Origin of the sequence: Adhaeribacter terrigena (assembly GCF_016623615.1) — a bacterium.
Lineage (GTDB): Bacteria > Bacteroidota > Bacteroidia > Cytophagales > Hymenobacteraceae > Adhaeribacter_A > Adhaeribacter_A terrigena.
In genome coordinates, this window is the sequence record NZ_JAEHFX010000002.1 from 434724 (window position 1) to 447890 (window position 13167).

The window sequence follows — 13167 nt, forward strand, 5'->3', positions numbered from 1 at the left end:
GTATGGCCAAGCAATCAAGAAAAGACCGTGAAGGCGTGGTTTATTCCACCAGTTCCGATTTTAATTACGAATACAGTTCCGAAAACGAAACCGAAACCCTGCCGCCCCAACAGCAAAACCTGAAAGTGCAGCTCGATAAAAAAGCGCGCGCCGGTAAAAAAGTAACGCTGGTTTCTGGCTTTGTTGGCAAAGAAGACGACCTGAATGCCTTAGGCAAGCTCCTGAAAAACAAATGCGGCGTGGGTGGTACCGTAAAAGACGGCGAAATTGTAATTCAGGGCGATTTCCGGGATAAAATATTGCAGATATTGGTGGATAATAAGTATAAGGCGAAGAAAGTAGGAGGGTAGTTTACTCCTTGGCAAACAATTTATTAATAGCTTTTAAAATTGATGCCCTATTTTTTGCACTTTTGATAAAATTTGGGAGTCTTTCAACCATTGTCGTGTGCGTTGTTGTCTGCCGCTCTCTTAATTTGGCTGAAACGTATTTCTTAATTTCTTGTAAATGTTCGCGGTTATATGCCCAGAAAATTTCCCCTTTTATTTCTGTTTGAAACCATAATGGTAAGTTAAAAATCGGATCACAGATTTCCGTACATTTGTAAAATAATTTATAACCCTCATTTCTGGGTTTGTAAGTTCTTGCTATCCCGCAAAATGGACAAGGAATAGTCAATTCTTCAGTTTTTTCTTTATTGTTAGGGATAGTAATCTCAATTAAGTTTCCGCAATTATCGCAGTTTCTTTTAATAATTGCATTGAATCTGATTAATTCGTCGGCTTTTTCAGAATGATTACAATTATTACAAACTAACTTATCCTCACTTGTATCATATAATTGATTTGTAGTCACAATTGCCAGCTTTTTGCATTTTGGACATACTACCAAAAATTTTTTCATGTAAGATCTTCTGACTGTTGCTGGTCCGGAATACCTGAGATTTTCTTTTTCCATTCTGGAATATATTTATTTAGTAGTTCTTGCCTACAAAAACCTTAACGCCTTCTCCAGATCTTCCGGTGTATCAATGCCTAAATTCTCAATCTCCGTAACCGCAGTTCTAATTTTATAACCGTTTTCGAGCCAGCGCAATTGTTCCAGGCTTTCGGCTTTTTCCAGCTTGCCCATGGGTAGTTGCGTGATCTGTTCCAGGATATCGGTGCGGTAGCCGTAAATGCCGATGTGCTTGTAAAAGGTGTGGTGCAAAAGCCAGTCGTGTGGCGGCACGTTACGCAAAAACGGTATGGTTTGGCGGCTGAAAAGTAAAGCCTGTCCGTGAATATCCGTTACCACTTTAGGCAGGTTCGGGTTGCTCAGTTCTTCCGTGGTATGGATTTTCTTGATGAGCGTAGCCAGTTGTACCGAATTATCCTGCAGCAGATCGGCCAGCAGGTTGATCTGTTCGGGCTGAATAAATGGCTCATCGCCCTGAATGTTGATCACGTACTGAAATTCTTCGTCGTTTTTGCGGTAGGCCTCAAAGCAACGGTCGGTGCCGCTTTCGTGGTTTTCGGAAGTCATAACCACGTTGCCGCCAAAACTTTGTACATGCTCAAAGATCCGCGCATCGTCGGTGGCAACTACCACTTTTTGGAGCCGGGCTTTTTGCGCCTGTTCGTATACGCGCCGGATCATGCTTTTGCCGCCAATTTCTACCAGTGGTTTGCCCGGAAAACGGGTGGAAGCGTAACGCGCCGGAATTATGCCTAGAATGCTCATGGAAATTTCTTTTCGTTTGCACAAACTTACCAAAATTCAGGCGGCTTTCCTTTCAGGATGAATTTCCTTTTTTAATGCCAAAATTACTTCCGTATTTCCATATTTAGCTCGCCATTTTCTGACCTTTAACCCTTAACTTTACTTCAGAATTTACCAATAATACTCGTGCTGCAACGCCATTTTTTTTACGCTTTCGAAGGCGCAGTCTGGAAGATTTGCCCGGATCAGGAAACGCAGCATATGGTGCTTGAGATCCGGCAGAAAGATACGTTGCAAACCACGTTTTCGGTAGTAGATACCAGAACCGGCAACCTGCTTTTAAACAACTATAAAAGCACCGAACGCTGGTGGACTGGATTGGAAAATGCCCTAGGCGGAAATATGCTGCTGCACGGCTACAGCCCGAACCGCGAAACCGGCAAACATCTGGGCATAACTGCTGTTTGGGAAGCCTCCGGCGAAACCAGGTGGCACAAACCAGACCTTACGTTTTTAGGCCTGCATACTGAAAAAGCGCTGCTGGCAGAAAATGCCTCTGGTCAGGTAAAAGAAATTGCGCTGGAATGCGGGGCGGAAAATGATTTTTTTCAGGAGCGGGCATACGCGAAAAGCCGGGTGCAGGCGTTTGAAGAAAAACGCAGCCGGGCCATGCAGTTTCCGGTTCCTTATTTGCCAACCGATGCGCATTATTCGCTTTTGCAGCGGTTCCTGGAACAGAAAACCGGCAGGCTGGCCGAAGCGCAGATCGAGTACCTGGAAACCGGCAACCATATTATGCTGAGTTTTTATGCCCGGAACCCTGGCGTTTTGGCAAACTATTTGGTAGTATGCTCGGCCGCCGGCGAAGTTTTGTTAGAAATTTGCCTCGAACCCGAAGTTGCCGGATTTGCCTTGGATACTTTTTTTATCTTTGCATCTAAACTGTTTTTTATTCAGGAGAAAACCGGCCTGGCCTGTTACCTGCTTTAAACATTGAGAACTTGCTTATGTACCGAATTATTTTTTGCCTGGGATTAAGTTTGCTTACCGTTTCTTCGCCGTTGCTTACCCAGGCCGCTGCCGGAAAAATGGTGCAGACCGATCCGAAATACATTACCCATAAAGTTGTGGCCGGCGAAACCCTTTACTCGCTTTCGCGCAAATACGGCATAAGCGTTTCCGAAATTTCAAAGTTAAACCCGGAAGTGAAAGCCGGTTTAAAAGTTGGCCAGACCCTGCGTTTTCCGGAAAACTCTGCCAGCGGTGCAACCCCGGTGGCTGCGCCCAAACCCACTACCCCGGCTCCCAAACCGGCAGCGCCTGCAGCCAAACCAATAGCAGAGAAACCAGTTGCCGAAACCCCGGCTAAACCTGCTCCGGTTGCAGAATTACCCGAAACTTCGGGCCGTAAAATTTATAAAGTCGGACCGAAAGAAACGCTTTATGCAGTGGCGGTAAAACACGGCGTAACCATGGCCGAAATTCGGAAATGGAATAACCTGAAAGAAGATAAACTTGCCGTTGGGCAACAACTGATCGTAAACGCCCCGGCAGCCACGGCCGTTACTAAACCAGCCGAAACGCCGAAAGTAACGGTGGTGAAAGAAGAAGTAAAAACGAAAGCGGATAAAGTAAAAACCGAAACTAAAACGGAAGCGACCGTAACGGTTATAGATGAAAAAGATGACGACAACGAAGCTGAAAATGCCAGCGTAGAAGCGGCCGGTAAAATTACAGAAACGGGTTTAGCTGAGGTAATTACTCAGGCAGGCGATAATAACAAATACCTGGCTTTGCATAAAACGGCTCCGATCGGTACTATTCTGCAGGTTAAAAATATCATGAACGGCCAGAATGTATATGTACGCGTGATCGGTAAATTACCGGAAACGGGAGCCAATGAAAGGGTGATCGTGCGCATTTCTAAAAAAGCCTACCAGCGTTTAGCCGCCATCGATAATCGTTTCCGGGTAGAAGTTTCGTATATGCCGTAATTTAATTAGAAATCCAAAATTAGAAATTATAGAGGAAGCGCTTTGTGGTAAACAGGGCGCTTCTTTTTTGTCGGTTTTTTCTTACAAAACCCTACCGTTTTTCCCATGAAAACTCTTCTTTCGCCGCAACTGCAAAACGTAAAAGCCCTGCTCGATAACCGTTATCTGAAGTTCGATGATCCGGCTTTTATTCCGAACGATCCCATCTGCATTCCGCACGGTTTTACCTTAAAGCAGGACGTTGAGATCAGTGGTTTTTTTGCTTCTATTTTAGCCTGGGGCCAACGCAAAACCATCATCAATAAATGCCGCGAACTCATGCAGCGTTTCGATAACCGGCCGCACGATTTTATTAAAAACCATCGGGAAAGTGACCTGAAAAACCTGTTAGGCTTTAAACACCGCACCTTTAACGATACCGATCTGCTGTACCTGGTTTATTTCCTGCAGCAGCATTATCAAAAAAATGAAAGCCTGGAAACCGCTTTCACCGGTCTAAATCCTGTAAAAAATCTAACGCAGCGCGAACGGCTTATCCATTTCTATAATTACGTTTTCAGTCTGGAAGAAGCCCCGCACCGCACCCGAAAACACATTTCTTCACCGGCTAAAAATTCGGCCTGTAAGCGCATAAACATGTACCTGCGCTGGATGGTGAGAAAAGACGAGAAAGGCGTAGATTTCGGCCTCTGGCAAACCATGAAACCCGCAGACCTCATCTGCCCCTGCGACGTGCACGTAGACCGCGTAGCCCGCAAATTAAACCTCATTCAACGCAAACAAACCGATTGGCAAACCGCCGAAGAACTCACCGTTGCTTTAAGATTATTCGATCCCGAAGATCCGGTAAAATACGATTTCGCTTTGTTTGGTTTAGGAATAGAAGAGAAGTTCTGAATCAGGATTTTCAGGATTTAAGGATTTTTCATTCAAGAAAAATTTTTCCAATTCTGATTTCACACATATTCCGCCAGCGCAGCGTATCCTGAAAATCACGATATCTGGGAAACAAAAATAAAAGAAAGCTCATTACGAAGAAGAATGGCACCAGTTTCTGCGTGCGCGGCCTCCTATTCATACGGTGCCTTCAGGCAGGCCGCAAGGCCAGTTTGAATAGGAGGCCGCAAACGCAGAAACGAAGCCGCCCGGCTTGAGGGAGAAAGCAAATTTGAAAGAAAAAAGTTAGAAGTTGAAAGCGAAAAGCCAGCTATAAAAACGGTATCCTTTCAGCCATAAAAACCAAAAACAAACTTTCTTATTGGCCTAAATATATCTCTCCTGACGTCGAAATAACGCAAAAACTGAAATGAACAAAAAAGCTAAACCGCAATCTTCACCACTACTTTCTTCACTTTCTCCAAGGTAGTCATTGGCGCGTGCGCATCAGAAGGAAAAAATACTGTAAAATAACCGGCTGGCACATCAAACCACGATTCAGCGGCATCGGAAAATAATCCGTAATCCTTTTCAGTGTCGAAGGGTGTATGAACCTGTTCGCAGTGTAGAAGCGGTTTCCAGCCCATGTGATCCGTACCAGCAATAATAAATTGAATGTCGATGTATTTGCGGTGCACTTCCAGTTTGGCTTCATTTTTAGCTACGCCGTTTGCATCAGAAACGAGGGCAAAAAGTTCATCGCCTTCCAGCTCATATTTACCGGGTTCTACGGTTTCAAAATTCTGCGTACGAAGATAAGTAAACGCCTTTTCGAAGTGTTTGTGCAAATGTTGGTAATGAGTGCTGTTGGCCAGAATATCAAGTATCATAAAACGCTAGGATTTTCAAGTTAAAAAGTCTGTAATAAGGGCGTAAATTAAACAAAAAGCGGGCAAACAAAACCAAACTAATTCCGATAAATGAATGTTGCAAAAAGGTTTTCAGGATAAAGAATATTGAAAGCCGTATTTTTACCAAAAATCTAAACAAAACAAATTTGCTATATCCTCAGAATTTTGAGCAGAAAATTGGTTTCCAGCAGGTCCGTGAGTTGCTGGAAAGTTACTGCCTGAGCCCGCTGGGCCTTTATTTTGTCCGCCGCATGGCCTTCCTGGATCGTTTCGATCTGGTGCAAAGGCTCCTGCAGCAAACCGACGAGTATTTCCGGTTGATGAACGCCGGCGCCGATTTTCCGGTGCAGTATTATTTCGATGTTAACCTGCATTTGCAGCGTGCCGCTATTCAGAATACCTTCCTGGAGCCGCAGGCCTTCTACGAAATTAAGATGTCGCTGAAAACCATCCGGGCTTCGCTTACTTTTTTTGCCGATCCGGAAGTAGAAACCCTGTACCCGAACCTGAAAGCCTTGGGCGCGAATGTGTTGGTGGAGCGAGCCTTGATTGCCGCCATTGAAAAGGTGGTAGATGATAACGGTCAGGTAAAAGACGATGCCACGCCGGAACTTGCCCGACTGAAACGTGATCTGATCGCGCAGCAGAGCATGCTCCGGAAACAGATTCAGGGCATTTTAAAACACGCCAAAAGCCAGGGTTGGGTTAACGCCGATGCCGAACCAACGATTCGCGGCGGACGTTTGGTAATTCCGGTTATTGCCGAACACAAACGCAAACTGAAAGGCTTGATTCACGACGAATCTACGACCGGGCAAACCGTTTACATTGAACCGGAGCCGGTTTTTGAGGTGAATAACGACATCAAAGACCTGGAAAATGCCTACCAGCGCGAGCTGATCCGCATCCTTACTTTGCTCACAGATTACCTGCGGCCGCATATTCCTGATCTGAAAAAAGCGTATCAGTATTTGGGTTTGCTCGATTTTATCCGGGCCAAAGCCGTGTTGGCGCGGGAGTTAAATGCTTCGTTACCCAGACTGCATAAACAGCCGCTTATAAAGTGGAAACAAGCACAGCATCCGCTTTTGTTTTTAAGCCATAAAGCGCAGGGCCGTGGAGTTGTTCCCCTGAACTTAGAACTGAATCACAGCCAGCGCATTTTGCTTATTTCCGGGCCGAATGCGGGCGGTAAATCGGTGGCGTTGAAAACGGCCGGGCTGGTGCAATTCATGCTGCAATGCGGTTTGCTTATTCCGGTTGGCGAAGGTTCGGAAGCCGGCATTTTCGACGATATTTTCCTGGACATCGGCGATGAGCAATCCATTGAAAACGACCTGAGTACCTATTCATCGCACCTGCAGAACATGAAGCAATTCGTGAATTTTGCGGGCAAGAAAAGCCTGGTGCTGATCGATGAATTCGGGACCGGAACGGAGCCCATTTTAGGCGGCGCCATTGCCGAAGCGGTGCTCGAAAAACTCAATCATCAGAAAGTTTACGGTGTAATTACCACGCACTATACCAACCTGAAAAATTTCGCGGAGAAAAATCAGGGAATTGTGAACGGTGCCATGCGCTACGATCACAAGCAACTGCAGCCGCTTTACCAGCTCGAAACCGGCAAACCGGGCAGTTCTTTTGCCATCGAAATTGCGCGCAAGATCGGTTTGCCAAAAGATATTGTGGAGAAAGCAACATCGTTGGTTGGGAAAGATAAAATCCGCTACGACCGGTTATTGGAGCAGCTCGAAACCGAGAAAAATGCGCTGGAAAAACACAACGCCGAACTCGAAAAGCAGCAGCGCAAACTCGACAAAGCGGTGAAAGAATATTCGGCTTTGAAAGACCACCTGGAAGAAAGCAAAACCGATATTATCCGCGAAGCGAAAGGCAAAGCAAAACTGCTTTTAAAGGAAACGAACCAGCAGATCGAGGCCACCATTTCGCAGATCAAAAACAGCCAGGCCGACAAGGAAAAAACCAAAGAAGCGCGGCAGCAACTGCAGGAATTTACCGAGAAAAAGGTAGCCCCGGAAGTTAAAAAAGTAAGCCGCCTGGCCGATAACCGTCCGCTGCAACCCGGCGATAAAGTGTCCCTCATCGGGCAGGATTCTTACGGCGAGCTGGTAGGTATAAAAGGCAAAACGGCGGAAGTTTTATTCGGCGGCATGAAAACCATTGTGAAGCTGGCCAACCTGGAACGCGCTGCGGCCGGAGCTGCTAAACTGAAACCGGAAAAGGAAACTACTTCCGGGTCGCGTTCCAACATGAATATGACCAGCCGCATGGCCGATTTCAGTCCGAACATAGATGTGCGCGGCGAGCGGGCAGAAGATGCCTTAACCAAAGTAATGGCCTTTACCGACGACGCGATCATGCTCGGCATTCCGGAGATCAAGATCATTCACGGCCGCGGAACGGGTATTTTAAAGCAAATGATCCGCGATTATCTGCGTTCGCAACGCGAAGTTGCCAGCGTGGCCGACGAGCACATTGAACGCGGCGGTGATGGCGTAACGGTTGTAGTTTTGAAGTAAAAAACAGTAGCGTTTTTTTCGGTCATCCCGACCTTGGGAGGGATCTGTCGCAGTTTGTAAACGTAGCCGGATTCCGCACGAAGGCCCGGAATGAAGCTTATCAGCAGGACGCAACAGCTTTAACAAAACGCTATCTTTTTCAATGTAAAAAGTCAATAAAAAAAGGCGGCCCGGAAAGTTCCGGGCCGCCTTTTTTATGGGTTAAAAGTACAGTAATTAATAGATCACCACTTTGCTTACCTGCGTACCTTTTTCGCTGCGTAATTGCAGGTTGTACATACCTTTTGGCAGGTTACTGGTTTCGATATTAATATCTTGCTCACCGTTTACTTTTTGGCTCGTTTCATATACCGTTTTGCCGGTTACATCGGTCAGCGTAATGTTCACCTGGCTGATGTTTTTATCCGTTACCGAAACCTGGAAACGACCGGCATTCGGGTTAGGATATACCTTCATGGTTTTCACTTCAGCTTTCAGATCTTTGGCTAAGCCCAGTAACATAAAATTATAAGCCTTTACGCCGGCATTCTGGCCGTTAAAACGCGCGGCAAATTCCTGGTAATACTGGTTGGCCAGTTCCCAGTTATGAATGATGAGCGTATTTTCGTCGTTCTCAGTATCGGCGCCGTTGCTCCAGTTATGCGAACCAACCAGCAATTGCGGGTCAGAATTCTTATCACCAACGTCGGCCACCATAAATTTGTGGTGCATGATGCCGAAGTTATTGTCGATCAGAATGCGGTTGCCCAGCGCGTTTTTCATGATGGCATATGGGGTATTAGACGCTGAAGAAGAAGTGTCGTTCATTAAGATCCCGCTCATAGGCTGCATGCCTGGGTTGGTTGTCATTCGGTTTTTTATGGCATTCGCAATGTCGGTGCGGGTTACCAGCATGGTAGCGATGTTCAGGTCATGGTCGGCACTGTTAATGGTTTCAATAATGCGCGCATTTACGTTATCTGAAGGGCTGAAATAAAGCTGCACCGGCACGCCGCCAATGTTTAAATGATGCGGGGTGTTATCCATTTTAGCCGCACCGAAAACGCCGCCGTTCAACGTGCCATTACCAAACATTTCGTTGAATTCCATGGTGTAAACTTTAGCTAAGCTCTGGTCCTGGATAATGATCACGGAATTCGGATCGGTTATAACCTGGTTATCGGTATAGTTGGTAGAGCCGGTCCAGACAATGGGTTTATTCGGGTTAGCTGAGTTGGCATCTATTACCACAAATTTGTTGTGCATAATGCCGCGGGTAGTTGTGCGTTTTACCAGCGGAATGGTGGGCGACAGCGTGTTTAAAGCCGTATTCGTATTGCCCGATTCTGAAATCACCCGAACCACTACGCCACGGGTTTTAGCATTGTTCAGAGCAGTAGTCAGGTTCGAAAGATTGGCATTATCGAAGCTGTACATGGTGAAATCTACGGTTTGCTGCGCGCGGTTAATGTAGGCGATCAGGGTATCGTCGATGGCACCTTGCAGGGTTTTTGCCGGGTTGTTTACCGGACCGTACGTATGATCTGCAGGGCGGTTGAAATAGGCCGTCATTTTACCCGTAGAATTCGAAGCCGTGATCATGGGAATAGTGCTGGAAACCGACGAACCCACTGCATTGGTGGCAGTTACCTGCACGTAATAAACGGTAGCCGGCTGTAAACCGCTCAGGGTAATGGTATGGTTGGTTGTGCTGGTCGTATTGGTCGCGTTCGAGCTTAAAGTAGTTGGCGAAGTACCGTAATCTACTTTAGAAGTACCGGCATTCTGCGTTTTAAATGTTACGGTAAAACCGGAAGTAGTTATATTGATCGGGCGGGGAGCTTCCATAAAGTTTGGCGTATTGCCCAGATCGAAGTCTGAATACAAGCGGGGCAATAACTGGTAACCGCCGCTACCGCTTGGGGCAAACTGGCTCATAATACCGGTCAAGCCGAACGCGGCAGTAGGAGCGGGCTTTCCAACAATTCCGGTAGGTCCGGTTGAATTGGTGCTGGTGCGCACCAAAGTATTCGCATTGTTGTTCAGGCGGTAATTGGTGTTTCCGGCGAAAGTAGAAACCTGCGCTCCCGCGGCCGAAGTTATGTTGGTATTTCCGGTAATGGTTACCAAACGGCCTTCATATATTTCAGCAAAGGCACTCAGGGCATTGGCTGCGGTAAAAACCACCGGAGCCGGAACCGGTTTGTTGCGCGCCAGAATATTTACCGAAGTTACCGGATCGATTTCCAGCAAGCCGTTGTAATCTTTTAACGTGCCGATAACTTCCACGCTGTCGCCCAGAACCACATTGCCCATCATGGTAGAAGAATAAGCGGCAATACCAGCCACATTATCCTGCAGATACCGGATCGGCCCGAGTTCAGCCCCGTTGGTAACAATGCCGCGCACCGTTACCGTACTGTTTACGGCCTGTGCACGCGCCGCCGCAATACTGGATTGTGCCAGCACGTCGGTACCAAAACCAAAGGAAGCGAACACGATCAGAGATAAAATTTTTTTCATAAAGAAAATTTTAGTGATGATTTGTTTTTCAGGTTAAAGGAAATCTATATATTTGACTTAACTTATCCGAAATCAGCGCTTTAATGAAACAAAGCCTGCAAAGTTAGGAAATTTTCTTTAGTTCTGGTTTCCTTCCGGGTTACGAAATTGTAAATCTTGTTTATTATAGTTTTTAGGGGAAAAAGAATACCGTTTTAGGTGTTGATTCATAAAAAAAACCTCACAGGTTTCTGAAACTGCGAGGTTTTAAAACGCTAGGGGTTTGTAGCCCAAAAACTGCTTAATGAATGTTCACTTCCGGGCTCAATTCGATCCCGAATTTTTCTTTTACCGAAGCAATAATATCGTGGGCTAGTGCTTTGATCTTGTTGCCTTCCGCACCGCCGTAATTTACCAGCACCAGCGCCTGGTTTTTGTGCACGCCGTAATTCTCGATCTGTTTACCTTTCCAGCCCAGTTGTTCGATGAGCCAGCCGGCCGGTACTTTAATTTTAGTTTCCGAAACCACGTAGCCGGGCATTTCCGGATACAGTTTTTTCAGGCTTTCGAACACCGATTTCTCTACTTCCGGATTTTTAAAGAAACTGCCCGCATTACCGATCACCGCCGGGTCCGGTAGCTTGCTTTTCCGGATGGCACAAACCGCTTCGCTGATGGCTTTCAGGTTCAGGTCGGTAATTTCCATGGCGGCCAGGGTTTTCTGAATATCGCCGTAAGAAGTATTGAATTCTGGTTTTTTGCGCAGCTTCAGCGTAACCGAAACAATGATGTATTTGCCTTTTCCGGCTTTTTTGAAATAGCTTTCGCGGTAGCCAAAATCACAAGCCTCTTTATTGAAGGTTTCCAGCGCACCGGTTTCTACGTTTACCGCTTCCAGGCTTTCGAACACATCTTTCAGCTCCACGCCGTAAGCACCGATATTCTGCAAAGGCGCGGCTCCCACCGTTCCCGGAATCAAAGATAAATTTTCTACGCCGGCCAAACCATGCTCGATGCAGAACAGCACCATTTCGTGCCACACTTCGCCGCTGCCTGCTTTCACAAAGGCATAATCTTCGTTGTCAGCAATTACCGAAATACCTTTGATGTTGTTTTTCAGCACCACACCATTAAAGTCCTGGGTAAACAAAACGTTGCTGCCGCCGCCTAAGATCAGTTTTTCGGCATTCTCAATTTCCGGTTTCCGGAGCAATTGCTGCAGTTCCGGTACGTTTTCGAAGGTAGCAAAATAGCGGGCTTTCACCTCGATGCCGAAAGTGTTGTATGGTTTCAGCGAAAAATTTTCCTGTAAAAGCATGAATTCAGATTTGGCGCAAAAATACGAAAACCAATCCGGTTTTCAGGCGAATTGGTTTTTCTGATTAATTTTAAATGCAGGGGCAGAGCTTTACCTGTCCGCACGCATATTGCGTCTAAATTCGCTCAAACGGAAAAATCCGGTTACCGGAGTTTCACCAATATAGCCTGCGCCGCCAAATAAGCCGTAGAAAAACAGCCCTGCAACAGGAATCCGCCGGTAGGCGCATCCCAGTCCAGCATTTCACCCACAACTGAAATATGCGGAAAAGCTTTCAACGTAAAATCCGGATTAACTTCTTCCAGCGAGATGCCACCCGCGGTAGAAATAGCTTCTTCAATTGGCCTGAGCGATGAAACCGGAATGGTAAGCTGCTTTATTTGCCGCACAAAATTTTCCGGAAACACATAATCTTCTTTGGAAGAGAACGCTTTGAGCAATGTCAGTTGCGCTTTGCTGAGTTTGAAAACCTGTTCGTAATTTTTGGTTTGAATTTGTTTGCCGCGTACTTTTTCGAGCAATTGCCCTACCGTATTCTGCGGCTTGAAATCGAGCGTTAAAAAAGCCTCTTTACCTGCCTGCAACAATTCCCGGATCTTCGGCACTAGCGGATAAATGACATTTCCTTCCAGACCATAATCGGTGATCAGCGCTTCGCCTTTTAAACTGAAATTCCCTGCCGAAACCTGCAGATTTTTCAGCGGCGCACCACCAAATTTATTACGAAAATCATCGGGCCAGTTCACGTTTATCCCGCAATTGGAACTTTGAAACGCTAGGGTTTTGATGCCTGAAAGTCTGAAAGCTTCCAGCCAGTTTCCGGTAGAGCCCGTAACCGGCCAGGAAGCGCCGCCCAAGGCAAAAAGGTAATGATCGGCTTCGGGAAAGCATTCAGATTCCTGAAATTTCAAGATGGGTTTTTGTTCAGCATTAAAGCCAACAAACTCGTGCTGAAAATGGAATTGCACGCCATTTTGCAAAAGCCGGTCTTTGATCTGCTGCAGCACAGTAATTGGCTTAATGCCTTTCTCCGGAAAAACCCGGCCGCTGGAACCTACAAAAGTGGGGATGCCTAAACCGGCCAGCCAGGTGCGCGTGTCCTGGGAATTGAATGCTTCTAAGGCTGGTTGCAGAAATTCCATCGGCGTGTATTTGCGGCAAAGATCTTCGCCTTCCGCGCTGTTGGTCAGGTTGAAACCGCCGTTGCCGGCCACTAAGAATTTCCGGCCTAAAGCTTTTCCTTTTTCGTAAATGTGCACTTCTCCATGTCGGCTCAGCATATCAGCAGCCATTAAGCCCGCCGCCCCGCCGCCTATTATGGCGATTTTCTTTTCAGGCATTATGTA

General features: G+C 46.5%; 11 protein-coding genes. 5 read left to right on the plus strand and 6 right to left on the minus strand.

Going from position 1 to position 13167, the window contains the following annotated elements:
• The first annotated feature begins 2 nt into the window (after positions 1 to 2).
• Positions 3 to 350, plus strand: a complete 348-nt coding sequence (locus tag I5M27_RS05945; protein ID WP_200505262.1) for a translation initiation factor — start codon at positions 3 to 5, stop codon at positions 348 to 350.
• Position 351: 1 nt separating this feature from the next.
• On the opposite strand, the gene I5M27_RS05950 is transcribed toward I5M27_RS05945, so the two are convergent.
• A complete protein-coding gene (locus I5M27_RS05950; protein ID WP_200505263.1) occupies positions 352 to 957 on the minus strand; it encodes a hypothetical protein in 606 nt (201 codons plus the stop codon).
• 30 nt (positions 958 to 987) lie between these two features.
• A complete protein-coding gene (kdsB, locus tag I5M27_RS05955) occupies positions 988 to 1722 on the minus strand; it encodes a 3-deoxy-manno-octulosonate cytidylyltransferase (protein ID WP_200505264.1) in 735 nt (244 codons plus the stop codon).
• A gap of 165 nt (positions 1723 to 1887) precedes the next feature.
• Between kdsB and I5M27_RS05960 the strand changes: the two genes are divergently transcribed.
• The 3 genes from I5M27_RS05960 (at position 1888) to I5M27_RS05970 (ending at position 4592) form a co-directional block, all read left to right on the plus strand.
• Positions 1888 to 2691: a DUF4905 domain-containing protein gene (locus I5M27_RS05960; RefSeq protein ID WP_200505265.1), complete on the plus strand. Its 804-nt coding sequence runs from the start codon at positions 1888 to 1890 to the stop codon at positions 2689 to 2691.
• A 17-nt stretch (positions 2692 to 2708) separates the two neighbouring features.
• Positions 2709 to 3695, plus strand: a complete 987-nt coding sequence (locus tag I5M27_RS05965) for a septal ring lytic transglycosylase RlpA family protein (protein ID WP_200505266.1) — start codon at positions 2709 to 2711, stop codon at positions 3693 to 3695.
• Between the two features lie 105 nt (positions 3696 to 3800).
• Entirely contained in the window at positions 3801 to 4592 is a 792-nt protein-coding gene (locus tag I5M27_RS05970; protein WP_200505267.1) for a TIGR02757 family protein, read from the plus strand.
• Positions 4593 to 5014: 422 nt separating this feature from the next.
• On the opposite strand, the gene I5M27_RS05975 is transcribed toward I5M27_RS05970, so the two are convergent.
• A complete protein-coding gene (locus I5M27_RS05975) occupies positions 5015 to 5461 on the minus strand; it encodes a YhcH/YjgK/YiaL family protein (RefSeq protein WP_200505268.1) in 447 nt (148 codons plus the stop codon).
• Positions 5462 to 5628: 167 nt separating this feature from the next.
• Between I5M27_RS05975 and I5M27_RS05980 the strand changes: the two genes are divergently transcribed.
• On the plus strand, positions 5629 to 8022 hold the full coding sequence (locus I5M27_RS05980; protein ID WP_200505269.1) for an endonuclease MutS2: 2394 nt from the start codon (positions 5629 to 5631) through the stop codon (positions 8020 to 8022).
• A gap of 216 nt (positions 8023 to 8238) precedes the next feature.
• On the opposite strand, the gene I5M27_RS05985 is transcribed toward I5M27_RS05980, so the two are convergent.
• The 3 genes from I5M27_RS05985 to I5M27_RS05995 all read right to left on the minus strand — a co-directional run bounded on the left by I5M27_RS05985 (position 8239) and on the right by I5M27_RS05995 (position 13161).
• On the minus strand, positions 8239 to 10524 hold the full coding sequence (locus I5M27_RS05985) for a phospholipase D-like domain-containing protein (protein ID WP_200505270.1): 2286 nt from the start codon (positions 10522 to 10524) through the stop codon (positions 8239 to 8241).
• Positions 10525 to 10804: 280 nt separating this feature from the next.
• Positions 10805 to 11821 carry a UDP-N-acetylmuramate dehydrogenase gene (gene murB / locus I5M27_RS05990; protein ID WP_200505271.1) on the minus strand — a complete coding sequence of 339 codons (1017 nt, stop codon included), beginning with the start codon at positions 11819 to 11821 and terminating at the stop codon, positions 10805 to 10807.
• Positions 11822 to 11964: 143 nt separating this feature from the next.
• On the minus strand, positions 11965 to 13161 hold the full coding sequence (locus I5M27_RS05995; RefSeq protein WP_200505272.1) for a BaiN/RdsA family NAD(P)/FAD-dependent oxidoreductase: 1197 nt from the start codon (positions 13159 to 13161) through the stop codon (positions 11965 to 11967).
• Between the last annotated feature and the right edge of the window lie 6 nt (positions 13162 to 13167).